Annotated in this window: 27 protein-coding genes; 5 read left to right on the top strand and 22 right to left on the bottom strand. The window is 34.5% G+C overall.

All coding sequences use genetic code 11. The features are described from left to right. Positions 1 to 5: 5 nt before the first annotated feature. From rplX to AC23MB_RS02550, 13 genes are all read right to left on the bottom strand, one after another. Positions 6 to 335 (bottom strand): 50S ribosomal protein L24, encoded by a 330-nt coding sequence (gene rplX, locus AC23MB_RS02610; protein ID WP_079667187.1) that lies wholly within the window; start codon positions 333 to 335, stop codon positions 6 to 8. Positions 336 to 355: 20 nt separating this feature from the next. Further along, the gene (rplN, locus tag AC23MB_RS02605; RefSeq protein WP_002661337.1) at positions 356 to 724 is read right to left on the bottom strand and encodes a 50S ribosomal protein L14; all 369 of its coding nucleotides are present in this window, start codon (positions 722 to 724) and stop codon (positions 356 to 358) included. Then, positions 724 to 978, bottom strand: coding sequence for a 30S ribosomal protein S17 (gene rpsQ, locus AC23MB_RS02600; RefSeq protein WP_079667185.1), 255 nt, complete (start codon positions 976 to 978; stop codon positions 724 to 726). The genes rplN and rpsQ overlap by 1 nt, the downstream gene beginning before the upstream one ends. A gap of 12 nt (positions 979 to 990) precedes the next feature. Beyond that, the gene (gene rpmC, locus AC23MB_RS02595) at positions 991 to 1179 is read right to left on the bottom strand and encodes a 50S ribosomal protein L29 (protein ID WP_079667184.1); all 189 of its coding nucleotides are present in this window, start codon (positions 1177 to 1179) and stop codon (positions 991 to 993) included. Between the two features lie 13 nt (positions 1180 to 1192). After that, positions 1193 to 1618, bottom strand: a complete 426-nt coding sequence (gene rplP, locus AC23MB_RS02590; protein WP_312322624.1) for a 50S ribosomal protein L16 — start codon at positions 1616 to 1618, stop codon at positions 1193 to 1195. An 85-nt stretch (positions 1619 to 1703) separates the two neighbouring features. After that, entirely contained in the window at positions 1704 to 2426 is a 723-nt protein-coding gene (gene rpsC / locus AC23MB_RS02585; RefSeq protein ID WP_079667182.1) for a 30S ribosomal protein S3, read from the bottom strand. An 8-nt stretch (positions 2427 to 2434) separates the two neighbouring features. Next, positions 2435 to 2833 carry a 50S ribosomal protein L22 gene (gene rplV / locus AC23MB_RS02580; protein ID WP_079667181.1) on the bottom strand — a complete coding sequence of 133 codons (399 nt, stop codon included), beginning with the start codon at positions 2831 to 2833 and terminating at the stop codon, positions 2435 to 2437. A gap of 2 nt (positions 2834 to 2835) precedes the next feature. Continuing rightward, a complete protein-coding gene (gene rpsS / locus AC23MB_RS02575) occupies positions 2836 to 3114 on the bottom strand; it encodes a 30S ribosomal protein S19 (protein WP_079667180.1) in 279 nt (92 codons plus the stop codon). A 2-nt stretch (positions 3115 to 3116) separates the two neighbouring features. Further along, a complete protein-coding gene (rplB, locus tag AC23MB_RS02570; protein WP_079667179.1) occupies positions 3117 to 3938 on the bottom strand; it encodes a 50S ribosomal protein L2 in 822 nt (273 codons plus the stop codon). A 21-nt stretch (positions 3939 to 3959) separates the two neighbouring features. Further along, positions 3960 to 4250: a 50S ribosomal protein L23 gene (rplW, locus tag AC23MB_RS02565; RefSeq protein ID WP_079667178.1), complete on the bottom strand. Its 291-nt coding sequence runs from the start codon at positions 4248 to 4250 to the stop codon at positions 3960 to 3962. A 6-nt stretch (positions 4251 to 4256) separates the two neighbouring features. Continuing rightward, positions 4257 to 4886, bottom strand: coding sequence for a 50S ribosomal protein L4 (gene rplD / locus AC23MB_RS02560; protein ID WP_487786459.1), 630 nt, complete (start codon positions 4884 to 4886; stop codon positions 4257 to 4259). Further along, positions 4877 to 5503, bottom strand: coding sequence for a 50S ribosomal protein L3 (gene rplC / locus AC23MB_RS02555; protein ID WP_313030149.1), 627 nt, complete (start codon positions 5501 to 5503; stop codon positions 4877 to 4879). The genes rplD and rplC overlap by 10 nt, the downstream gene beginning before the upstream one ends. Positions 5504 to 5954: 451 nt before the next feature. Continuing rightward, on the bottom strand, positions 5955 to 6395 hold the full coding sequence (locus tag AC23MB_RS02550; protein WP_487786458.1) for a low affinity iron permease family protein: 441 nt from the start codon (positions 6393 to 6395) through the stop codon (positions 5955 to 5957). An 89-nt stretch (positions 6396 to 6484) separates the two neighbouring features. Between AC23MB_RS02550 and AC23MB_RS02545 the strand changes: the two genes are divergently transcribed. Further along, a complete protein-coding gene (locus AC23MB_RS02545; protein WP_487786457.1) occupies positions 6485 to 7327 on the top strand; it encodes an aldo/keto reductase in 843 nt (280 codons plus the stop codon). Positions 7328 to 7339: 12 nt separating this feature from the next. Here the strand turns inward: AC23MB_RS02545 and AC23MB_RS02540 are convergent, their stop codons facing one another. Together AC23MB_RS02540 and AC23MB_RS02535 are read right to left on the bottom strand one after the other, a co-directional pair. Next, the gene (locus AC23MB_RS02540; protein ID WP_312322608.1) at positions 7340 to 8122 is read right to left on the bottom strand and encodes a GLPGLI family protein; all 783 of its coding nucleotides are present in this window, start codon (positions 8120 to 8122) and stop codon (positions 7340 to 7342) included. 50 nt (positions 8123 to 8172) lie between these two features. Then, entirely contained in the window at positions 8173 to 8412 is a 240-nt protein-coding gene (locus AC23MB_RS02535; RefSeq protein WP_312322607.1) for a hypothetical protein, read from the bottom strand. 161 nt (positions 8413 to 8573) lie between these two features. Between AC23MB_RS02535 and AC23MB_RS02530 the strand changes: the two genes are divergently transcribed. The 3 genes from AC23MB_RS02530 to AC23MB_RS02520 are packed head-to-tail and all read left to right on the top strand — an operon-like array spanning position 8574 to position 12646. Next, on the top strand, positions 8574 to 9554 hold the full coding sequence (locus AC23MB_RS02530; protein ID WP_487786456.1) for a hypothetical protein: 981 nt from the start codon (positions 8574 to 8576) through the stop codon (positions 9552 to 9554). Between the two features lie 3 nt (positions 9555 to 9557). Beyond that, positions 9558 to 12251 (top strand): hypothetical protein, encoded by a 2694-nt coding sequence (locus tag AC23MB_RS02525; protein ID WP_487786455.1) that lies wholly within the window; start codon positions 9558 to 9560, stop codon positions 12249 to 12251. 2 nt (positions 12252 to 12253) lie between these two features. After that, positions 12254 to 12646 carry a hypothetical protein gene (locus AC23MB_RS02520; RefSeq protein ID WP_312322627.1) on the top strand — a complete coding sequence of 131 codons (393 nt, stop codon included), beginning with the start codon at positions 12254 to 12256 and terminating at the stop codon, positions 12644 to 12646. 57 nt (positions 12647 to 12703) lie between these two features. On the opposite strand, the gene AC23MB_RS02515 is transcribed toward AC23MB_RS02520, so the two are convergent. The 6 genes from AC23MB_RS02515 to rpsL all read right to left on the bottom strand — a co-directional run bounded on the left by AC23MB_RS02515 (position 12704) and on the right by rpsL (position 20859). Beyond that, a complete protein-coding gene (locus AC23MB_RS02515) occupies positions 12704 to 14926 on the bottom strand; it encodes a zinc-dependent metalloprotease (protein WP_487786454.1) in 2223 nt (740 codons plus the stop codon). Between the two features lie 237 nt (positions 14927 to 15163). Further along, positions 15164 to 17356 carry a TonB-dependent siderophore receptor gene (locus AC23MB_RS02510; protein ID WP_487786453.1) on the bottom strand — a complete coding sequence of 731 codons (2193 nt, stop codon included), beginning with the start codon at positions 17354 to 17356 and terminating at the stop codon, positions 15164 to 15166. Positions 17357 to 17497: 141 nt separating this feature from the next. After that, the gene (gene rpsJ / locus AC23MB_RS02505) at positions 17498 to 17803 is read right to left on the bottom strand and encodes a 30S ribosomal protein S10 (protein WP_002661363.1); all 306 of its coding nucleotides are present in this window, start codon (positions 17801 to 17803) and stop codon (positions 17498 to 17500) included. A gap of 17 nt (positions 17804 to 17820) precedes the next feature. Continuing rightward, a complete protein-coding gene (fusA, locus tag AC23MB_RS02500; protein WP_313030127.1) occupies positions 17821 to 19938 on the bottom strand; it encodes an elongation factor G in 2118 nt (705 codons plus the stop codon). A gap of 8 nt (positions 19939 to 19946) precedes the next feature. Continuing rightward, complete coding sequence (rpsG, locus tag AC23MB_RS02495; protein ID WP_079667158.1) at positions 19947 to 20423, bottom strand: 30S ribosomal protein S7; 477 nt, start codon at positions 20421 to 20423, stop codon at positions 19947 to 19949. A gap of 22 nt (positions 20424 to 20445) precedes the next feature. Then, complete coding sequence (gene rpsL, locus AC23MB_RS02490; protein WP_002983146.1) at positions 20446 to 20859, bottom strand: 30S ribosomal protein S12; 414 nt, start codon at positions 20857 to 20859, stop codon at positions 20446 to 20448. Positions 20860 to 21018: 159 nt separating this feature from the next. Here rpsL and AC23MB_RS02485 point away from each other — a divergent pair, with 159 nt between their 5' ends. Next, the gene (locus AC23MB_RS02485) at positions 21019 to 21951 is read left to right on the top strand and encodes a hypothetical protein (protein ID WP_487786452.1); all 933 of its coding nucleotides are present in this window, start codon (positions 21019 to 21021) and stop codon (positions 21949 to 21951) included. A gap of 16 nt (positions 21952 to 21967) precedes the next feature. On the opposite strand, the gene AC23MB_RS02480 is transcribed toward AC23MB_RS02485, so the two are convergent. Continuing rightward, positions 21968 to 23371, bottom strand: a complete 1404-nt coding sequence (locus AC23MB_RS02480; protein ID WP_312322879.1) for a glycosyltransferase family protein — start codon at positions 23369 to 23371, stop codon at positions 21968 to 21970. Positions 23372 to 23400 lie beyond the last annotated feature (29 nt).

Genomic DNA, 23400 nt, shown 5'->3' with positions numbered 1-23400 from the left:
TCTAATTATAAAGTTTCACCAGATTGTTTTGCAAATCTTACTTTCTTATCACCATCTACTTTATAACCAACTTTAGTAGCTTTTCCTGTTTTAGGATCAACTAACATAACGTTAGAAATGTGGATAGATGCTTCTTTCTCTACAATCCCACCTTGAGGATTTTGTGCAGATGGCTTAACGTGTTTTTTCACGATGTTAAGACCTGCTACAATAACTCTAGCGTCTTTACCTTCTTTTTTGATCACTTCAATAACCTCACCAGTTTTACCTTTGATTTCTTTTCTTCCGGTAGTGATGATTACGTTATCTCCTCTTTTGATTTTTAACTTTGTCATTTTTTTGTAAATTTTAAAAATTAAAGTACTTCAGGAGCTAATGAAATGACTTTCATATATTCTTTATCTCTCAACTCACGAGCAACTGGTCCGAAAACACGCGTTCCTCTCATCTCTCCAGCTGCGTTAAGTAATACACAAGCATTGTCGTCGAATTTGATGTAAGATCCATCTTTTCTACGTACTGCTTTTTTAGTTCTCACTACTACAGCTTTAGAAACTTGTCCTTTTTTTGCATTTCCTGATGGCGTAGAATCTTTGATAGTCACTACGATTTTATCACCAACTGAAGCATATCTTCTTCTGGTACCACCCAGAACTCTGATAACCAATACTTCTTTAGCACCAGTATTATCAGCTACTTTTAATCTTGATTCTGTTTGTAACATTACTTAGCTCTTTCTATGATTCTTACTAATCTCCATCTTTTGCTCTTACTCAAAGGTCTTGTTTCTGTAATTAGAACAGTGTCCCCTTCGTTGCACTCGTTATTTTCGTCATGTGCAGTATATTTTTTCGTTTTCAAAACGAATTTACCGTACATCGGGTGCTTCATTCTCATAGTTTCACTAACAACAATGGTTTTTTCCATTTTATTGCTGGAAACTACTCCGATTCTTTCTTTTCTTAAATTTCTTTCCATTGTAAAAAGGAATTATGATTGTTTGTTAGTTAACTCAGTGTTTAATCTAGCGATTGTCTTTCTTAAATCTCTAATCTGAATTGGATTTTCAATCGGGCTGATTTTGTGAGCCAAAGTTAATTTGTTAAGGTTAGCTTTAGCTTCAGTCAGTTGATTTTTCAAATCCTCAACGCTTAAGTTTTTGATGTCAGCTTTATTCATTGTTATTCAGATATTAAAGAGGTTTAACAAAATCGTTAGCAACTACGAACTTAGTAACGATTGGTAACTTTTGAGCAGCAAGTCTCAAAGCTTCTTTTGCTACGTCGTAAGGTACTCCACCTACTTCGAACATAATTTTACCAGGTTTAACTACAGCTACCCAATATTCTACAGCACCTTTACCTTTACCCATACGAACCTCTGCAGGTTTTTTAGTAATAGGCTTGTCTGGGAATATTTTGATCCATAATTGACCTTCTCTTTTCATATATCTAGTTGCAGCGATACGGGCAGCTTCGATTTGTCTAGCTGTTACCCATGCTCCTTCTGTTGCCTTGATACCAAATGTTCCGTATGCAAGTTGATTACCTCTTTGAGCAATCCCCTTCATCTTCATTTTATGAATCTTACGGAATTTCATTCTTCTTGGTTGTAACATAATTTAAATTTTAGATTTTGGATTTTAGATGTTGGATTTTAAAAAAGTAACGGTAATTTAAAATTTAATAGCCTAAAATTTTTAATTATTTTTTATCTCTTGAAGGTCTTCTGTTGTTATCTCTGTCACCTCTAGATGGTCCACCTTTTTTAGGTTGTCCTACTAGTGGCGAAAGATCTCTTTTACCATAAACTTCACCTTTCATGATCCATACTTTCACACCAAGCTTACCGTATTGAGTAAGTGCTTCTCCGATGTGATAGTCGATATCTGCTCTGAAAGTTGACAAAGGGATTCTTCCTTCTTTGAAAGACTCTGATCTTGCCATTTCAGCACCGTTCAATCTACCAGAGATTTGAACTTTGATACCTTCTGCACCCATTCTCATTGTAGATGCCATTGCCATCTTAACTGCTCTTCTGTAAGAGATACGGTTTTCGATTTGTTTTGCAATGCTATCTGCTACTAGTACAGCGTCTAGTTCTGGTCTTTTAATTTCGAAGATGTTAATCTGGATATCTTTTCCAGTTAACTTTTTAAGTTCTTCTTTTAGTTTGTCAACTTCTTGACCACCTTTACCGATGATAAGACCTGGTCTAGCTGTTGTGATAGTTACAGTAACTAGCTTAAGTGTTCTTTCGATAAAGATTCTTGAAATTCCACCTTTAGATAATCTTGCTTCAAGGTATCTTCTGATTTTGTAGTCTTCAGCGATTCTATCACCGTAGTTTTTACCACCAAACCAGTTAGAATCCCATCCTCTGATGATACCTAATCTGTTACCAATTGGATTTGTCTTCTGTCCCATACCTTGAATTAGTTTTCTTTATTACCTAAGATTAACGTAACGTGGTTAGATCTTTTTCTGATTCTGTAACCTCTACCTTGTGGTGCAGGTCTTAGTCTCTTCAATTGTCTTGCACTATCCACAAAAATTTCTTTAACGATAAGGTTAGCTTCCTCGATGTCAGCACCTTCGTTTTTTGCTTGCCAGTTGGCCATAGCAGAAAGAAGCAATTTTTCTAACTTGTTAGAAGCATCTTTCTTAGAATATTTTAGGATATAAAGAGCTTTGTCTACTTGTTCTCCTCTGATGATATCAGCAACTAATCTCATTTTTCTTGGAGAAGAAGGACAGTCGTTAAGACGAGCTTTTACCACATCTAGGTTAGCTGCCTTTCTTGCTATTGCGCTATCTTGCTTTCTTTTTCCCATGATTATCTGCTACCTTTATTTTTGTTACCACCGTGACCTCTAAAAGATCTTGTCGGAGAAAATTCACCTAACTTGTGTCCAACCATGTTTTCAGTAACATAAACAGGAACAAAAGTTTTACCGTTATGTACTGCGATAGTTTGACCTACCATGTCTGGAGAAATCATAGATGCTCTAGACCATGTTTTGATGACAGTCTTTTTGTTAGACTCGATATTTGCTTGTACTTTCTTCTCTAATGTATGATGAATGAAAGGTCCTTTCTTAAGTGATCTTGCCATAATTATTTTCTTTTAGATACGATGTAACGGTTAGACACTTTGTTTTTCTTTCTAGTCTTGTAACCTTTAGCTGGCTTACCGTTTCTAGATCTTGGGTGACCTCCTGAAGAACGTCCTTCACCACCACCCATTGGGTGATCAACTGGGTTCATTACAACCGCTCTTGTTCTTGGTCTTCTACCTAACCATCTGCTTCTACCTGCTTTACCAGATACAGTAAGTTGGTGGTCAGAGTTAGATACAGAACCGATCATTGCCATACATTCTGTAAGGATCATTCTAGATTCTCCTGAAGGCAATTTGATGATTGCATATTTACCGTCTCTAGAAGTCAACTGTGCTGATGAACCTGCAGATCTTGCAAGGATTGCTCCTTGACCTGGCTTAAGCTCGATACAAGAGATAACTGTACCTAGAGGGATATTCTTAAGTTTCATTGCGTTACCTACGTTAGGTTCAACGCTTTCTCCTGAAACTACTTTTTGATCTACTTTGATACCGTTAGGAGCGATGATATATCTCTTCTCTCCGTCTGCATACTCTAATAGAGCGATGAAAGCAGTTCTGTTTGGATCGTACTCTACAGTCTTAACTGTTGCTTCAACGTTAGCTTTGTTACGTTTGAAGTCGATAATTCTGTATTTCTTTTTGTGTCCACCTCCGGTGTAACGCATGGTCATTTTACCAGTTTGGTTACGTCCACCTGACTTACTAATACCAACTGTTAGAGATTTCTCTGGCTTGTTGGTAGTAATTTCTTCAAAGTTATTAACAACTCTGAATCTCTGTCCCGGGGTGATAGGTTTTAATTTTCTAACAGACATTACTATTATTTATAATTATAATTAATTCGTTGCAAAAATGTCGATTACTTCTCCAGCAGCTAATCTAACAACTGCTTTCTTTAATTTGTTGGTTTTACCAACTTGTAATCCTTTTTTCGTGTATTTAGAAGAAACTTTAGGCGCATAAATCATGGTTCTAACGTCTGCTACTTTTACACCGTAAGCTGCTTCTACAGCCAATTTGATTTGGATTTTATTCGCTTTAGTATTTACTAAGAAAGAATAGTCACCTCTCAAATCTGTAAGATAGTTAGCTTTTTCTGAGATAATTGGTTTAATAATAACTGACATGATTTATTATTTCTTTAAGTTTTCTTGAAATTTTTCTACTGCACCTTCTAAGAATACAATCTCTCCTGCGTTAACTAAGTCATAAGAACTGATCTCGTTATAAGTCATTACTTTAGTCTTAGGTAAGTTTCTTGAAGATAGATATACATTCTTGTTAGCTTCTGCTAAAATGTAAAGAGATTTTTTTCCTTCAAAACCTAATGCATTGTTAATGTTGATAAACTCTTTGGTTTTAGGCGTATCGAAGTTGAACGCTTCTAAAACTTTGATTGAGTTATCTCTCATTTTTTGAGACAATACAGATTTTTTAGCTAATCTCTTAAGCGCTTTGTTCAATTTGAAACGGTAATCTCTTGGTTTTGGACCAAAAACTCTACCCCCACCTTTGAAAGTTGGCGACTTGATATCACCATATCTCGCAGATCCTGAACCTTTTTGCTTTTTAAGCTTTCTTGTAGAAGCTGTAATTTCGCTTCTTTCTTTTGATTTATGAGTACCTTGACGCTGAGCAGCAAGATATTGTTTCACTTCTAAGTAAACCGCATGCTGATTAGGCTCTATTCCGAAGATTGTTTCGTCTAGACTTACTTTTCTTCCGGTTTCTTTTCCTGATGTATTTAATACTACTAGTTCCATTTTCTGATAATTACATAAGAATTTTTAGCTCCCGGAATAGCACCTTTTACTACTAAAAGATTTTGCTCTCCATCTACTTTCAACACCTGAAGGTTTTGTACAGTCACCTGCTTACCTCCCATTCTTCCAGCCATTCTCATACCCTTGAATACTCTTGAAGGGTCTGATCCAGCACCGATAGAACCTGGAGCTCTAAGTCTGTTGTGCTGACCATGAGTTGCTTGCATTACACCTCCAAAGTTGTGTCTTTTAACAACACCTTGGAAACCTTTACCTTTTGAAGTTCCTGTAACATCAACAAATTCACCCTCTGCGAATAAGTCAACTTTAACTTCGTCTCCTACTTTTACTTCGTCAACAAATTCTCTGTAGAATTCTACCAACTTAGCTTTAGGAGTTGAACCAGCCTTTTTAAAATGACCAGCTAACGCTTTACCAACGTTCTTCTCACTCTTGTCATCGAAACCTAACTGAACAGCTTTGTAACCGTCGTTTTCAATGGTTCTGACCTGTAAAACCGAGCATGGACCAGCTTGGATAACTGTACAAGGAATGTTTTTCCCTTCTTCGTTAAACAAAGATGTCATACCGATTTTTTTACCAATAATACCTGACATTATTTAATATATATTATTATTAATTCTCAACACTTTAGCGGTTTTTGTCATGTACTATGTTTGAAATAGGCAGACTTCTTCCCTAAAATGAGTGTGCAAATGTATGAATATTTTAATAAACTCCAAAAAAAATTTAAGAAAATATTTGATTTTTTGACAGTTAGCTGATTTTAGAAAAAAATGTGCCACAAAAATTATAATCTAGAAACCTAGATCTATTTTGCGAAAATTTGTTATAAAATGAAAATCTGACAAAAATTTACAGAAAAACACACTGCTGAATTTGAGTCAATAAATGAGTAATTAATAGAAGTTCCAAAATTAATATTACAAAATATCTCGACAAACATTAAGGCAAAAGTAATTTAATTAAAGAGGAAATCTTTTATTTAATGGTTTAATACAGTTTGATATGTTAAGAAGTCAATCGAAATAAGAATGAATGTCAAAATTAAATACTATCTACTTTTTCCTTGTGCTTTTTAACCGCCGCATCGATCGAATATGACTTATGAATGTCTGCTTCTTTCTTTGCCAATTCAGCAAGCTTAGCAAAATATTGATGTAATTGATCTAACTCCTTTTCTATCAAATCCTCAATATCGACCATGCGATTACTAGCTTGTTTGCTTGCAGCAATTAATTCATTAAGTTTAATTTGAAGTGCCTTCGAATCTTTATTCTGCGACTTTTGTATTAAAAAAACCATAAGAAAAGTAACGATGGTTGTCCCAGTATTAATAACTAATTGCCACGTATCGGAATAATGAAAAAACGGACCAGTGACTACCCAAATAACAACAACCAACAAGGCACCCAAAAAAGCTATAGAACTTCCAGTAAAATTGGTAGCCCAGTTAGCAAAAGCTTCAAAAAAATTATGTGATTTCATAAGGTTAATTTGTAATATTTGGAGCTAATTTAGCAAAATCTTAATGCAAAAACATCAAGACTTCTGTAACTTCGTAAAAAAGGAAATTTATGTTTTCACGGCTTATCATTGGTTGTATGCGTTGGGGAATTTGGGGCAGCAATCTCAACAAAAACCAAACTAGTCAACTTATCGTAACTTGTATAGAAGAAGGTTTTACATCATTTGACCACGCTGATATTTATGGTGATTATACAACTGAAGCTCTTTTTGGTTCAGCTTTGGAAGATATGAAACTGGATCGAACACAAATTCAACTAATTTCTAAATGCGGAATCGTTCTTAAAAATGAAACTAACATAAAGCATTATCATTACGATTTTGATTACATCATAAAATCTGTCGAACAAAGCTTAAAGAATCTTCACACGGATTATCTAGATATGTTATTATTGCATCGTCCATCGCCACTTCTTAATCCAGAAGTTGTCGCAGAAGCTTTTCAAAAACTTAAAAATGATGGAAAAGTAAAATCCTTTGGCGTTAGTAATTTTTCGACCACTCAATTTGAACTTCTTAACCAGTTTGTAAAATTGGAAACCAACCAAATTGAGATTTCTGCAACAGAACCAAAAGCGTTTTTTGACGGAAGTTTGGATCAAATGATGTCTAAAAATATTCGTCCACAAGCTTGGTCTGTCATGGGAAATTATTTCAGCGACAGAAATAAAAATTTAACAGAAATAATAAAAAATTTAGCAGAAAAACATAATGTGGAAGAAGATTTGATACTGTTGTCATTTCTACTAAAGCATCCTTCAAAAATCCTCCCAATTGTTGGAACAACCAATATTAATCGAATTAAGAATTACAACAAAGCTTTTGATATAAAGCTAAACACCGAAGATTGGTTCAGGATTTTGGAAGCAAGTCGTGGAAAAGAAGTTGAATAATGAAAAGATTTACTACTTTAATTCTATAGGGTTGTTTCTTTTTTTAACATTTGATTTAACCTTATCAATACTTTCTGGCATAACAGTAAGACCTGATGAAGAAAGTTCACCTATAATATTATCATTAATATCTTTAATTACCTTTGAATACTCTGTTTTTGAAATTTTTTTATATAATTTTAAATTTTTCTCATCCATAAGTCCATTTCCATAATTAACATTTTTACTAACGCTAATCAAATTAAATTCATAATGTTTCTTTGAATCACCAATTTTAACAATAAGGCCAGGTAATTTTCCAAATTTATATGGTCCTTTACTAATGGGTATATCAGGAGTAAACCACGCTTCCCATGTACGCCCTCCATAATTTGCTATTGCTTGAAGGCAATTAAAATTGCCTATTTTCTCTTTCTTACCCGTAAGCTTCCAATCCAATTCTGGTTGCTCAGAATATGTAAATTTATATTTAAGTAGGGTTTCGCAATACTCAATTTTATCATTATCAGATATAATAATATATTTAAATCTTGTATTAGGAATATTTGAAATATTCATATTGTTTGCAATTTTTACGGATTGCAATATTGAATCTTTAGCAAAATAATTATTGCTCGCAAAAAATGATTTATCCCCCACAACAAATAGACTAAAATCCTCGGTCTTTTTATTTACCACATTAGTGGAATCTGGAGAATAATTTAATCTATACTCAAACTTATACTGAAATTCTTGCTTGTCATTATTTTGTCCAAACATTATTAAAGGCAACAGAAAAAAAAATAAATATCTCATAATAAAAAAGACGGATATCTCCGCCTCGATTTTAAATTATACTAATACTGTTAGTCATTACACATAAAATCATATCCATTCCAAGCCATTTCAATAATTTCTGCCATATTATTTCCGCACGCTATTCCCATAGAACCACAATCATATTGAATAAGTAAACAATCATAAATTTTCGTATTTGTTTCAATATTTTGCGCGGCATATTCTATATTATTGCTATCCACTGCAATTGTATTTGCACTCATAATTCCTGCAACACCTATAGCTGCAACTAATAATAATTTTTTCATTTTGTGAAATTTTAGTTTGTTAATCAGCTCAAAACTAAAACTAAAACTAAAACTAAAACTAAAACTATGCAAGCTTTTAATTAAAAAACATAAAATATTTTATTATGTTAAATTGATGTCTGTGAAAAAAAATCAATAAATTCGACATAAGTTTTTAAACCATGAAAAAACTATTATACCTTTTTTTACTATTACTATTATGGTCGTGTAACAAAAACATAGATCATGACTATGGTTTTTATTATTGGAGAAGCACATTTGGTTTAAATCAAGAAGAATCTAAACTTCTCAACCAATCGAAAGTAGAAAATCTTTACACTCGTTTCTTTGATATACAAAAAAGTGGAAACAATTATGAAGCTGTTGGTATTTTAAAAAGGAAAGACACTTCTAAAATCAATAAAATAATAGTTCCTGTTGTATTCATCACCAACGAAACTTGGTACAAAATTTCAAAACAAGACGTCACGCTTTTAGCACAAAAAACCTTTGATCAAGTTAATGAGATTTCAAAAAAAATGAATTTTGATTTGGCTAACGAAATCCAAATTGACAGCGATTGGACAAAAGGAACAAAGGACGATTATTTTCTGTTTTTGAAAGAACTTCAACGCATTTCGAAGCGCGACATTACATCAACTTTGCGATTGCATCAGGTTAGAGATAAAAAAACGATGGGCGTTCCGCCAGTTAAAAAAATGTATTTGATGTGTTATTCGACATCTTCACCTTTAGAAAAATCAGATAAAAATTCGATTTTAGATTTAAAACTTTTAAGATCTTACCTCAGTAACATCGAAGATTATCCTGTGAAACTTGACATTGCTCTTCCAATCTATTCATGGGCGATTGTGACCAATCATTTAGGAAAACACAAACTCATTAATGCCGTAAAAACTTCCGATTTAGAAAATTCAAATTTTGAAAAAGTTGGCGAAAACAACTATAAAGTTTTAAAAGATGACTTCTATTTTGGGATGTATCTTAACAAAGGTTTCGACATAAAAGTTGAAGAAATCCCCGAATCGGATATTGAAGAAAGTATTAACTTTATCGACAACAAGCTAAAATATCCTTACCAAATTGTTTATTATCATCTAGATAGCCAGTTTACACAACATTATAAAAACATCCTGAAATAAATTATGAAAAAAATAGGTATCAGTGCGCTTCTTCTCTTTGCGCTCAATCAACAGACACAAGCTTGTGCTTGGTACGATCCAGATTACGAATATTTTAATCTCTTCACGCAGAGCATTATTAAAGACAAATCTTACCTGCCGTTTTTGTTAAGTTATTCTTCCAAATTCTATGGTGATGAAGTCCATGTTCATGATGAAAATATCGAAGCTTGGCAGAAATTTTTCGGAAATAAATACAATTATGCCGAGACCGAATATCTAGTGAATAAAGTTTCTTATTATGATCTTAATGAGTTTAAAAAAGGAAAGACTAACAATACATTTTTAAAAAAGTTAGGACCGAATTTTTATACCCAAAATAAGGAAGCCATTGATTATTTGTTACAAGCAAAATATATGGAGCCTTATATGCAAATCAAATTTGTGGGAAATCCAGACAACTATTATTTTTCGGAGCAAACGGCCTCTGTTAATGCGAGTAATTTGGATTTTAACAATACCATGACCGCATTAACCAACCTTTATAATGCAGCAAAAAATCCTGAAATAAAGCTACGTTATGCTTATCAAATAGTAAGATTTAATCATTATACCCAGAATTATCAACAAGCCGTTGACGCTTTCAAAAAATATGTTGAACCTCTTAATCTAAAGTCAGCGCCTTATTATTTAGCTTTGGATCAAATGGCGGGCGCATTACGTGGTTTGGGAAAAGGTCAGGACGCGAATTGGAATTTCTTTAAAGTATTTTCGTTTTCAAAAGCGAGAAAAGAATCGGCTTTCACATCGATGCAATTGTCGGATAGTACGTCTTTCAAAGATCTGATGGCGCGCGCACAATCACCGGAAGAGAAGAATATGGCGACTTTTCTGTTAGCTTATCGAGATTACAGCAACCCGATTCCTGCGATGGAAAAAATGTATGACATCGATCCAAATTCAGAAATCTTGAAAGTTCTTGCAGCACGAAGCATCAACGAGTTGGAGCGAAGCTATCTTCCGATTATGTACAATTCTGACGAGGTTAACAACCAAGGAGAAGCGACAACAAGTGGAAATTCAAATGAAAAAAATACAACAAAATCAACTACAACCACTGAACAAAAAGTTGAGAAACCGAGCTTCTGGTCGAGAATTGTCAGCTTTTTCAAAAACTTATTTGGTGGAAGTTCTGACGATTCAACAGAAAGAGGCGCAAACTTAAGCGACAAATCTTATCTCAATAATCCTAATAGAATTCCGTTTTTCTCAGCAAAGGATAATCTTTGGGATGACAACAACAAAGTCCTCAACTACATCGATGATTTTGATAAATTTATTGATAAAACAAAAGACAAATCCAACGACGAATTTTGGAAAATTGCCTCTGCTTATCTTAAGTTTTTGAAAAAAGATTACGATGCGAGTAATGATATTTTGAACGATATTAAAACTAACAATCCAGAATATCTTCAAGAAATCAAAAAAATGAAAGCGCTAAATGCTATCGTTTCGCAACCGAAAATTGATGCGGATTTCGAAAACAAATTAATGACCGAATACAAAGAGTATTTCATTAAACCTGAGAAAAAAGCAAGTGACAGTACAGAATATTACGATTATTCGCCGCCATCAACTTCACAATTTTTGGTTGATATTTTAGCAAATCGTTACTTTTTGCAAGGTGAAGATGGAAAAGCTTATTTGATGAACAATTCGTTATCGTCTTTACAATACAGTCCAAACGCAGATTTGGCGAAAAAGCTACAATCATTTATTAACAAAGACAACAAAACCGCTTTCGAAAAAGAAGTTGTTTCTAAAAATATTGACATCAAAGGAAATCCTGATGCGTTTTTCAATTTAATCTATGGTGATCAAGAAATGCGAAATGCCAATTTCACTAAGGCGAAAGATTACTATTCTAAAATAAAAGATTTTGGAGGTTTAAATGATTTAAGTATGTACAATAATACTAATGATAACAAGACGCCGACAGATCCTAGTATTTATAATGGTTTTAATAATATATCACCATTAGTTTTTGGTCATAATGTATGGGAGAGTTTTGGAAGCGCTGAAACCGAAAGTATGAAAGCTGAAAGTTTTGTATCGGATTTCCCAATGATCGGAGCAGATATGAACAAATTGGAATTAGCAAATACCGCGATGGAACTTCAAAAAATTGGAGCGGGAACCGGTCCGAAGGCAGCACAAGCCAATCAGTTGATCGGAAATATGTTGTACAACTCTTCTATTTTGGGTTATTATCGGGAACTTTTTGTGATGGATCTCAACAATGCTGGTTGGAACAAATATGATTTTTGGAAAATCGACACACCATACAAATATTACTACAAAAACTATTCGTACACGAGTTACATAAAACCTGAGAATTTTGATTTGTCAATTAATTATTACAAAAAAGCTTTGGATCAAACAACTGACAAAGACCAAAAAGCAAGAATCTTGTTCCAAATGGCAAGTGCGGAGCAAGGAAAATATTATCAGTGGGAGTCTAAACAAGAAAATAATTTATCTTGGGACGATCCTAACTATGAACAAAAACGTAAAGCTTTTGATGCGCAAATTGACAAAACTAAAAATGACAAATACCGAACTTACTTTGCACAGTTAAAACAAAACTATGCGGATACGCAGTCCTTCAAAGATTTGCAAAGTAGATGTCTTTATTTTAAATATTATACCACTAAGTAAATATGAAAACTCTTCTTTTAGGTTTTGGTCTTTTGACATTATTAAATTGTAACGCATCAAAATCCAATACTGGTGATAGCAAAAACCATGATAGTCAATTAATTGGAAAATGGTCTATGGCATTTGACAATGCATCAATCACGAGGTCTCGCACAATAACCAGAGCCGCGGATGGAAAATTTGTCGCAGATAATGCAACAAAAATCCAAGGTCGTGCCCAACGCTATCAAACTTCTGGAACTTGGTGGACAGAGAATGGATTTTATTACGAAGCCAACATACAATCTGGCGACACCATTAAATACAAATACAAAGTCGACAATGTAGCGAAGTTAAGTTTTGAAAAAGAACCAAGCGCAGAAGAAGATTATAAATACTTTGAAGTACGCCAATAAATAACAAAAAAGAGATGGAAAATTCCATCTCTTTTTTTATTCTATTTAATAAAGAAATTAATTCTTCTCAAATTTGGTAGATGATGATTCGCCGTTAATATTGGTTTTAATAAGGTAAAGACCTTTAAGCAATTTAGAAACGTTAATCTGTGCATCTTTAGATTCACCCTTCATCACAAGTTGACCAGCAGCATTGAAGATCTCGTAAACAACTGTAGATTTCACATTAGAGAAATGTACAACATCAACAACTGGATTTGGATAAAGTTTAACAGCAGTTTTGTTAACTTCAGAAGTTGCAAGAGCTCCTAAAGTAAACTTCTTAACTGCGTAGAACACATTATTAATTGCAGAAACTCTTACGATAACTGTTTTGTTAGCTAACTCCGCTGGGAAAGTTACAGAAGCGGCTCCGTTATTAGGAGTTGTCTCCAAAAGCGTCACCCAAGTCGCACCATTATCAGCAGTATAATCAACTTTGACATTAGTAACATTATATGGTGAAGCATTTGTCCCCGAAACAACCCAAGTTAAATTAATAGGACTACCAGCACTACCAGTTGGTGCGTTTACAGTGAAAGCTGCAGCAGATCCAACAACAATTTTTTGTGTTGCATAGGCAGTTTGCGCTTGACCAGCTGGTTTGTTATCTCTAACTGTAACGCGGAAATTAGAAGTTTTTGCAACGGTTGACACCGCTTCGAAGTCCAAAGTATTTTTGAGATTACCCGCTAACACAGTTGCCAATTTTGGAAAATATCGAGTTGGGCTAGTAGATGGCATCCATGATCTAAAGCTTGCACCACTTGTTGTGTTACCAATATTTGATTTTGTAACACCGTTTGCCAACTTACTAGGATTCATTTCTTCCCAAGAATAAGTTAAAGCATCACCATCTGGATCTGTTGCTTGAGCCGTTAACACAAAAGCTGTAGATTTTGGAATAGTATAAGTTGTAGGCATCGCAGTAACAACTGGCGTCCCGTTAGTAATGGGCGTTTTCACACTAACATTGCCAGATAATACTGTCTGCACTTGATCAATACTTATTGAATGGAAATATGGATCAGAATGTGCTTGTACATCTGTTGTTGACCCAGTAATACCAGCATAACCCATAATTGTAGATCCTGAACCAGGTTCAACTTCTGTATTTAAATATTGTTCGTAGAAACTATATGTATGGCTATCTCCCAACTGGTGTCCCATCTCGTGAGCAACATAATCGATATCAAAACTATCACCAAATGGTTTGTCATCGCCTGGAGACGTAATGCCACTACCTTTATAATTGTTAGGAGAATTAAATGCATAACCACAACCATCTGGATCGCTAGCTGAAACCGCTGTATAAGACACATCGTTACTACCTATACAACCAATACAACCAGCGTTACCGCCGCCGCCAGTAGCACCAAATAAGTGGCCAATGTCAAAACTAGCATCAGTTACACCATATTGTCCGCCGTGCAAAACATTCATTAATTCATAATTCCATTTACACATTTGTGATGATGAACTATAAGGATCGCTTGATGCAGATTCAAAAATTAAAGCTGGAGCATCAATAGCATTAACATGAAGGTTAAATTCTTGCTCAAACACAGCATTAACACGTGTAAGAGTCGCATTAATTTGTGCTAAAGCATTTGCCTTACCTCCAAAATAACTTGTATATTCACCAGTTACAGACATTGCCAAACGAAGGGTGTGGGAGGTTTTATTACTGGATTTACTTGCAGTAGCCGCCTCATCTTTTAGTTTTTGCAAACGTGCTACAGATTCTGGATTTTCTTTAGTACTACAAATAAAAGAATGTCCATTTTTATTAGATTTTTCACTAATAGCATAGTAAGTTTTATCTAAACTCGTTGGACTGATAAACTCGTATCTGTCACCACCCATAATTGTAGCTTGGAAATCATTGGGCGCAACACTAAAACGAATTGTTTTAGTAGGATCGTCAATTCCAACGCCCACATACGAACCTAGATTATATCGTTTCGCTAAAGCTTCGTCCATTACGGGAAAGCTATTTACTGCGAAACGTTCTATCTTTCCAGAAGTTGTTGGGACATACACATTAACCGTTTGTCCTGCTCCAACTTTGGAAGCTGATAGTAACTGCGTTTGTATTTGCTTGATGTCAACTTTATAAAAACTTGCATTATTAAGATTGCTGTTTTTAAGTTCAATACTGCTAGGCGTTACTTTTGTCCATTGTGCATGTAGCATAGGAACTGATAGCGCCAAAGCAAAAGTTGTAATTATTAATTTCATAAAAATAAAAAGTTAGGGCGCAAATATATTACTTCAACAACAAAAACGCGCATAACATTAATAATATTTAATTAAATTTTAAGAACTAAATACATTTTATGAATTAAATTGTACTCTTATAACATATAGAATAAAATTTAATTTTTGATATGATTTTCAAAATTAAAAAAGCGGCCTCAAAATTTTGAGGTCGCCTCTTGTCAAAGAAATATTAAATTGAAAAATGAAAAAGTGTTTTTAGAATTTGTAGTTAAGTTGTACTGCAAAGTTTCGAGGCTGAATTTGGTCAATGTAACCTCCTCTGAAATACGAATTGTAACCAACAGCATCAAAAATATTATTAAAGAAAACACGAACACCCACTCCATTTTTAAGTGCATAACCAACCTGCGCATCCACTGTAGTATACTCTTTCATCATAAATGGTTTTAAACCAGGAGTTACGCTATTAACATGTAATGTATTAATAGTTTTTTGTGTCCATTCATCTACAGGTCTTTGTCCTACATAATATATTCCGGCTCCAACATCTAATCTATTTAAAATACCTTGATTGAATTTATAATTCAACCATACATTAGCTGTATGCTTTGGAGAATTCATAGGTGCTGATCCGTTAACATAAGATGGACTATTTTGGTATTGTGCATCAAGATATGCCCAACCTGTCATAACTTGAAGATTTGGAAGAATTCTACCAATTAACTCTACTTCCACTCCTTTTCTTTTCAACTCTCCAGCCAATCCGTATAAACCTGTTGATTGACCAGCTTCATTATTAATAGCATAAGAAAGATTATCCGTCTTAATATCGAACAAAGTTACATTAAACCTAAGTTTTTCATTTAGCCAGTCCGATTTAATCCCTGCTTCCCATTGTTCTGTTGTTGATGCTCCAACGGTTCCTCCTCCGAATAATGGATTCATAGAGCTTCTCAAAGCGGTTGTTGTTGTATACGATCCAAATACATTGAGGTTCTCTATAGGGAAGAACATTAATCCAAAAGAAGGATTCCAAGCTTCATTCTTCATTCCTTCTTTCGCAGCATTTAGATGGCTATATCGAATACCCAAATGAGCTTTCACATATTTATTAACTGTAATAACATCATGAGCCATAAATCCAAACGTACTTGCCAGCGTATTGATTGGTGTCTTGGCACTCCAAGTTATATCATAAGGTAATTGGTTATTAATATCGGTAAGTACATTAATTTGATCAACATTTTTTATTATTGTTCCATCTGATTTCTTAGCATCATATGCAGTACTTGTTACATCTGTTTCTTTCCAATCAAATCCTAATTGAAAAGTATGCTTCAAGAATCCTGTTTGCACATCTTGACCAATTAAATCCAACTGTAAAACTTTGTTAATATCTTCTTTGCCACTTCGGCCGATAGTACGATTTCTTAGTTCATTTGGATTTTTCGAATCAACTGGAGACAAAGAAGCTCCAATATTATCAGAGTGGTATGACGAACTCATGTAAGCTGCTCTTAATTTCAACTTGTCGGTCAATTTTCTAGTAGCAGCAGTTGAAAAGTTAAAACTATTAGTTTTTACATTATCTGATGAGAAACCAAGGAATTTTCCTTTTGGCATTTCATACAATGCGTTAATATCTCCTGTTGCCAAATTAACCGTTCCTCTATCTGGTGTAGTATTGTTGTGCATATAATCCATTTCAACAATAATTTCCGTTTTATCATCTGGTCTAATAGCAAAAGATGGATTTACATAAATTCTGTCTGTAGATACATAATCTCTGAATGAATTATTATTCTGATAAGCGGCATTAAATCTAAATGCTAGTTGCCCTTTAGAATCTAATACACGTTGAATATCTAATGTTGGTCTATAAAAATCCCAACTTCCATATCTAAATCCGACATTTCCTTTGTTAATAAATTGAGGTCGCTTTGTTACCACATTGATAACTCCTCCAGCTGCTCCAAGTCCGTCTCCAATACCTTGCGTAACTGCAGCAGAACCTTTAATAACCTGAATACTTTCAACACCTTGCATATCTGTTAGCATCGCTCCGGTTCTGAAGTCAGAATCCATCATCACTCCATTTTTAAGAACAGGAACTCCACGATATCCTCTAATAGACATACTCTCTCTTGTTCCTCCGTAGCTCCCAAACTGGGTTACTCCAGGAATATTTTTGGCTACCTCTGTAATTGTTAATCCTCCTAGATTCTCAATTACTTTGTGTGAAATAACAGAGATACTTTGTATTTGCTCTCTAGTCTTAAGTGGTAGTCTCGTAATCACTTCTAATCCTTCTGGTTGTCTATTTTTCAAACCAAAAAGTTCAACTTCTTCTATTTCAGTTTCTTTCTTTAGAGTGTCCTTCTTAACTTGTTGTGCGTTAGCGAAAGCACCAGCAAGAATAAGGATAGAAACAGATACTAATTTGTTCATGTATTTATTTTTTACAAATCTATTATTTTTATTAATTCTAAATAAACGCTGATGAATGATTTTTGTCACGAACAAGCATAAAAAAAATCCCTTTCCAAATAATGGAAAGGGATTCTATAATCATAGCAAAGTATGCTAGTATCACACTTTAATTTCTACATCAACACCTGAAGGAAGTTCTAACTTCATAAGAGCGTCTACAGTTTTAGAAGAAGAAGAGTAGATATCCATCAATCTCTTGTGAGCTGATAATTGGAATTGTTCTCTTGCTTTCTTGTTAACGTGCGGAGATCTCAACACAGTGAAGATTCTTTTGTTAGTTGGTAAAGGGATTGGACCGTTAACTACAGCACCAGTTGCTTTAACCGTTTTTACGATTTTCTCAGCAGATTTGTCTACTAAATTGTAATCGTAAGACTTAAGTTTTATTCTGATTCTTTGTGACATTTTAATCTAATTTAAAATTAACCTTTAGCTTTAGCGATTACGTCTTCAGCAACGTTATTAGGAGCAGCTTCGTATCTTTCGAATTCCATAGAAGACGATGCTCTACCAGAAGATAATGTTCTTAATGATGTTACATAACCAAACATTTCTGAAAGTGGAACGAATGCTTTGATAACTTTAGCGTTATTTCTGTCATCCATACCGTTAACTGTACCTCTTCTTCTGTTAAGGTCACCAACGATATCTCCCATATATTCTTCTGGAGTTACTACTTCAAGTTTCATGATTGGCTCCATGATAACAGCTTTAGCAGCTTTACCAACAGATTTGAAACCTAACTTAGCAGCTAATTCGAAAGATAATTGATCAGAGTCAACCGCGTGGAATGAACCGTCCTTAAGAGTAACTTTCATTGAGTCAACTTCGAATCCTGCTAATGGACCATTTTTCATTGCTTCTTTGAAACCTTTCTCTACTGAAGGGATAAATTCCTTAGGAATGTTACCACCTTTAATTTCGTTAACGAATTCAAGACCTGTTTTACCTTCGTCTGCAGGACCAATTTCGAATACGATATCTGCGAACTTACCTCTACCACCTGATTGTTTTTTGTAAACTTCTCTGTGGTTAGCTGTAACTGTTAAAGCTTCTTTGTACTCTACTTGAGGTTGTCCTTGGTTAACTTCAACCTTGAACTCTCTTCTCATACGGTCTACGATGATATCTAAGTGAAGCTCACCCATACCAGAGATGATCGTTTGTCCAGAAGCCTCGTCAGTTTTAACCGTGAAAGTTGGATCTTCTTCAGCCAATTTGGCCAAAGCGTTACCCATTTTATCTTGGTCAGCCTTAGTTTTAGGCTCAACTGCGATACCAATTACTGGATCTGGGAAAACCATAGATTCAAGAACGATAGGGCTCTTTTCATCACATAATGTATCACCTGTTTTAATATCTTTAAATCCTACAGCAGCACCAATATCACCAGCCTCGATAAATTCGATAGGCTCTTGCTTATTAGCGTGCATTTGGAAGATACGAGAGATTCTTTCTCTGTTACCAGATCTTGTGTTAAGAATATAAGAACCAGCATCTAATCTACCAGAGTAAGCTCTAAAGAATGCTAAACGACCTACGAATGGGTCAGTAGCAATTTTGAATGCTAAGGCTGCGAATGGATCATTAACAGATGGTTTTCTGCTAATAGGCTCATCAGTCTTAGGGTTAGTACCGTGGATCGCTTCTTTATCCATCGGAGATGGTAAATAACGACAAACAGCATCTAACATAAACTGTACACCTTTATTTTTGAATGAAGACCCACAAGTCATTGGAATGATGGACATATCCAAAGTTGCTGCTCTTAAAGCTGTATGGATTTCCTCCTCTGTAATAGAGTTTTCGTCTTCCATAAACTTCTCAAGAAGGTTTTCGTCATAAGCTGCAATCTCTTCGATCAATTGACCTCTGAATTGCTTAACTTCGTCTAACATTGATTCAGGAATGTCAACGATGTCGAAAGTAGAACCATAGTTATCATCATGCCAAACGATAGCTCTATTTTTAACTAAGTCTACAACACCTTTAAAGTCTGCTTCTTCACCAATTGGTAAAACGATAGGCACTGCATTAGAACCTAACATTGTTTTAACTTGGTTACAAACATTAAGGAAGTCTGCACCTTGACGGTCCATTTTGTTTACAAATCCCATTCTAGGAACTTTGTAATTGTCAGCTAGTCTCCAGTTAGTTTCTGATTGTGGCTCAACACCATCAACAGCAGAAAATAAGAACACTAAACCATCTAACACTCTTAATGAACGGTTAACCTCAACAGTAAAGTCAACGTGTCCCGGTGTATCGATTACGTTAAAATGGTAATCTTTAGCATCTGGAAGTGGCTTACCTTGCTCTGTTGGGAATTTCCAATCAACAGTTACAGCTGCAGAAGTAATAGTGATACCTCTTTCTGCTTCTTGCTCCATCCAGTCAGTTGTAGAACCACCTTCGTGAGTTTCCCCAATCTTGTGATTTTTACCTGAATAAAATAAGATACGTTCAGTTGTTGTAGTCTTACCAGCATCAATGTGCGCAGCAATACCAATATTTCTAGTTAATTTAAGATCTCTACTCATTGTCTTAATTAGAATTTAAAGTGAGAGAAAGCTTTGTTAGCTTCTGCCATTTTGTGAGTATCTGTTTTCTTTTTATATGCAGCACCTTCTTCTTTAGCAGCAGCGATAACTTCAGCAGCTAATTTCTGAGCCATTGACTTATCATTTCTTGCTTTAGAGTACTTAATTAACCATTTCATAGCCATAGAAATTTTTCTATCAGCTCTGATTGGCATAGGAATTTGGAAGTTAGCACCTCCAACTCTTCTAGATCTTACTTCTACATGAGGCATAACGTTAGTTAATGCATCTTTCCAGATTTCTAGAGAAGTTTTCTCGTTGTCACCTTTTTTGTTTTCAACGATATCTAACGCATCATAGAAAATCTTGAATGCGATAGACTTCTTCCCGTCTAACATAAGGTTGTTTACAAATCTTGTTACCAATTGATCATTAAACTTCGGATCTGGTAACAACGGTCTTTTTTTAGCTTTTGTCTTTCTCATTGTCTTGTACCTTATTTAATGATTATTTTTTCTTTCCTTTAGCTGGAGCAGCTGCTGCCTGACCTGGTTTTGGTCTCTTAGCACCATACTTCGATCTTCTCTGTGTTCTTCCGTTAACACCTGCAGTGTCTAACGCACCTCTTACGATGTGGTAACGTACTCCCGGTAGGTCTTTCACCCTTCCGCCTCTTACCAATACTATCGAGTGCTCTTGAAGATTATGTCCTTCGCCCGGGATATAAGCGTTGACTTCTTTACCGTTAGAAAGTCTTACCCTTGCAACTTTTCTAAGTGCAGAGTTTGGTTTCTTAGGTGTAGTTGTATATACTCTCGTACATACACCGCGTCTTTGTGGACAAGAATCAAGGGCAGCCGATTTGCTCTTCTTGGCAAGCGTGGCTCTTCCTTTTCTTACTAATTGTTGAATAGTAGGCATTTAATTGCTTTTATTTTATAATTCAGGGTGCAAAAGTAATGATATTTTTTTAATTTACAATAGCTTACACAAAAAATTAATATTCTTTCTGATTATAAATCATTTGTTTACATCACTCACAATAGATACTTTTGCGATAATTAATTCTAAAATTTAATGATGAAAAAAATCTACTTACTTACAAGTTTTCTTATAGCTGGTTTTGGTTTTGCTCAAATAAACAAAGACATCAAAACAGGTATTATCACAACTGTAACTAATGAAAAAATAGCTACAAAAGATATTAAATGGGATAAAAATGGTAAAGCAAGCTTCCTAAATGCTAGCAATAAGCAAATGGAAGATCTTTATGAAAACTCGATAAAATCTTTAGAACCAACTGAAGAAAACACAGAAATTTTCACCAATATTACCAACGAGAAACCGCTTGATCCTTCTGTTAAAAAAGTGGTTGATGATGGACTCTATCGTCCAATGTTACCAGAAGGCATCTATGTCACCAAGCAAGAATTTATTGACAAAGCGCCATCTCAAAAGAAACATTTGTCAAAGCGTGGACTTTATGGTTTTGAAAAACCTGTATTGGAAGACGCTGATCAAATATGTATTTTCTTTGATGAAAAAGAATCAAAATTGAAAAACGTCTTTGCGGTTGTACAAAATGGTATTCTTTATTTTAATATTAAAGCTATTCTTGATATCAAAAACCGAAATAAAAACGACAGAGCACAAGACAGCGACAATCCTAACTCTTTTGCGCGTGCAACAATAGGAGGAAACAATTACTACTACTCCGAAATTAACATTGGAAATGTTTGGGCAAAAGGTCTAGCTTTAAACTCTCCTCTAGGCGCAGCAATAACAAGCCCAAAAAGCGGCACAATTACCACTGACCCTTACAGTAATATGACCGCCATGAATGCGTATAAAGGTATCGTTTGGGATTCAGCGAATCAAGAATTCAACATTTTTAAAAATTGTAAGGATTACAATGATTTTATAAAAGATAAGTCGCCCGAAGATGTACAAGAGTGCACGACAAACCAACCAGATAACTTCCGAGTTAGAAAAGCTATTGAAAAGATTAAGTAAACAAAAAACGGATGAATTATTGTTCATCCGTTTTTTGTTGTTTTTTATTGTGATTCAATTTTATTTCTGATGTGTAAAGGACTTTTGATTTATCAGTAACGGTGTCATATTTCAGCCATTTAATTTTAGGGTTTATAGTACCTGCAATCGACTGCTTTGTGTCACCAGCTTGCCCATTGGTATGCCTGTATTGGAAAGTCTTGTTAATCAATGGTAGGGTGTAAGTTGTCATATCGTTTTCATCTCGCTCATCATTAAACATATACTTTTTTGAATTAAATTTTGACATTTGAGGTTCAATCTCTTTTCGATTATCAAAATAAAACTCAGGACGTTTTAATGTATACAAAACACCAAAACAGAAAAAGAACAAAGACAGCCTAAATATAATTTTGTCAGATGTATTAATTTTTAAATAAATAATTAGAAAAGAGAAAAACAAACATACATTAACTGCAGCTTGCATTCTTGTGTTCATTTCTTCGATCTGCTGCACTAGGCCAGAGCAAAAAAGACAAACTGCATAAACTCCCGCAATTATCCAAAGCAACTGATGAAAATTAGACTCAGCACTAGCTTTCGCTTTTTTAAAGTATTTAAGAAAGTACACAAAGATCGCAAGATCAACTAACATTAATAAAAACTGAAAAGCTATACTAATAAAACTATTAGACGAAGGCTTCAATCCTATGTAAGGATTAATAGAGTTAACAGTCCCAAGAGCATCTCGCAGAACATTCATTTTTAAAATTGCATGCGGTTGACCTCTAAGATTTTCTCCGGTGAAACTTCCAAAAGAAAAATAATTAAACGCTAGATAACCTCCTATGCCGACTCCAGCAATAACCAGAAACAAAAACATCATCTTGAAACGTTTTCTTTCCTGAGGTCTAAAAAACATAAAAATACTGAAGAATCCAATTCCTAAATAAAAATAAATTCCAGAATATCTTGTCGCAAACATCAAGATCATTAAAAATGATGCTGCAAGAATATCCTTTATTGAGGATGAATCTGTGCATAGAATCTTGTACAAAAAGTACATCATAAAATACATTAAGAATAGAAACGGTCCTTCAGAAATTGCAATTGAAAAAACGAATAACAAAGTTTTTCCCATAAATAAAAGCACAGTTTCTCGGAAGAAAAATTTCTTCACATAAGAAAATACAAAGACAACAATGATCATACTGACACTCAAAAACTTGTATGCCCAGAAATAATCTCTAAAAACCTCAAAAAAAACTCTTAAAAACGCCGGATAACCTAATGGAAACAAATTGGTGACAGGCTTGGGAAGATCGCTTGCAATTTCAAAATAAGACAAACTATCTGCATATACACCACCTGTTGGTAACAAAAAGCTTTGTCCAAAGTTGACAAGAACTACTATTATTGCAAGAATAATATATTTATTCATAATCTAATAAATGCTTCTACAAGTCGCAA

The sequence above is a fragment of the Soonwooa sp. T0.1_25 genome, assembly GCF_057652215.1.
The sequence above is the reverse complement of the archived record's forward strand: the minus strand, read 5'-3'. Positions and strand labels throughout refer to the sequence as shown.

Coding starts and splice junctions, on each gene's coding strand:
- rpsG (WP_079667158.1), bottom strand. CDS start 20,423: ATGAGAAAGACAAAAGCTAAAAAAAGACCGTTGTTACCAGATCCGAAG.
- AC23MB_RS02510 (WP_487786453.1), bottom strand. CDS start 17,356: ATGAACAAATTAGTATCTGTTTCTATCCTTATTCTTGCTGGTGCTTTC.
- AC23MB_RS02545 (WP_487786457.1), top strand. CDS start 6,485: ATGTTTTCACGGCTTATCATTGGTTGTATGCGTTGGGGAATTTGGGGC.
- rplX (WP_079667187.1), bottom strand. CDS start 335: ATGACAAAGTTAAAAATCAAAAGAGGAGATAACGTAATCATCACTACC.
- AC23MB_RS02540 (WP_312322608.1), bottom strand. CDS start 8,122: ATGAGATATTTATTTTTTTTTCTGTTGCCTTTAATAATGTTTGGACAA.
- AC23MB_RS02525 (WP_487786455.1), top strand. CDS start 9,558: ATGAAAAAAATAGGTATCAGTGCGCTTCTTCTCTTTGCGCTCAATCAA.
- AC23MB_RS02520 (WP_312322627.1), top strand. CDS start 12,254: ATGAAAACTCTTCTTTTAGGTTTTGGTCTTTTGACATTATTAAATTGT.
- fusA (WP_313030127.1), bottom strand. CDS start 19,938: ATGAGTAGAGATCTTAAATTAACTAGAAATATTGGTATTGCTGCGCAC.
- AC23MB_RS02515 (WP_487786454.1), bottom strand. CDS start 14,926: ATGAAATTAATAATTACAACTTTTGCTTTGGCGCTATCAGTTCCTATG.
- rplD (WP_487786459.1), bottom strand. CDS start 4,886: ATGGAACTAGTAGTATTAAATACATCAGGAAAAGAAACCGGAAGAAAA.
- AC23MB_RS02480 (WP_312322879.1), bottom strand. CDS start 23,371: ATGAATAAATATATTATTCTTGCAATAATAGTAGTTCTTGTCAACTTT.
- rplV (WP_079667181.1), bottom strand. CDS start 2,833: ATGGGAAAAAGAAAGCAAGATAGCGCAATAGCAAGAAAGGCAGCTAAC.
- rpsL (WP_002983146.1), bottom strand. CDS start 20,859: ATGCCTACTATTCAACAATTAGTAAGAAAAGGAAGAGCCACGCTTGCC.
- rpsS (WP_079667180.1), bottom strand. CDS start 3,114: ATGGCAAGATCACTTAAGAAAGGACCTTTCATTCATCATACATTAGAG.
- rplP (WP_312322624.1), bottom strand. CDS start 1,618: ATGTTACAACCAAGAAGAATGAAATTCCGTAAGATTCATAAAATGAAG.
- rpsQ (WP_079667185.1), bottom strand. CDS start 978: ATGGAAAGAAATTTAAGAAAAGAAAGAATCGGAGTAGTTTCCAGCAAT.
- rplW (WP_079667178.1), bottom strand. CDS start 4,250: ATGTCAGTTATTATTAAACCAATTATCTCAGAAAAAGCTAACTATCTT.
- AC23MB_RS02485 (WP_487786452.1), top strand. CDS start 21,019: ATGAAAAAAATCTACTTACTTACAAGTTTTCTTATAGCTGGTTTTGGT.
- rpsC (WP_079667182.1), bottom strand. CDS start 2,426: ATGGGACAGAAGACAAATCCAATTGGTAACAGATTAGGTATCATCAGA.
- rplC (WP_313030149.1), bottom strand. CDS start 5,503: ATGTCAGGTATTATTGGTAAAAAAATCGGTATGACATCTTTGTTTAAC.
- AC23MB_RS02530 (WP_487786456.1), top strand. CDS start 8,574: ATGAAAAAACTATTATACCTTTTTTTACTATTACTATTATGGTCGTGT.
- rpmC (WP_079667184.1), bottom strand. CDS start 1,179: ATGAATAAAGCTGACATCAAAAACTTAAGCGTTGAGGATTTGAAAAAT.
- rplN (WP_002661337.1), bottom strand. CDS start 724: ATGTTACAAACAGAATCAAGATTAAAAGTAGCTGATAATACTGGTGCT.
- rpsJ (WP_002661363.1), bottom strand. CDS start 17,803: ATGTCACAAAGAATCAGAATAAAACTTAAGTCTTACGATTACAATTTA.
- AC23MB_RS02550 (WP_487786458.1), bottom strand. CDS start 6,395: ATGAAATCACATAATTTTTTTGAAGCTTTTGCTAACTGGGCTACCAAT.
- AC23MB_RS02535 (WP_312322607.1), bottom strand. CDS start 8,412: ATGAAAAAATTATTATTAGTTGCAGCTATAGGTGTTGCAGGAATTATG.
- rplB (WP_079667179.1), bottom strand. CDS start 3,938: ATGTCTGTTAGAAAATTAAAACCTATCACCCCGGGACAGAGATTCAGA.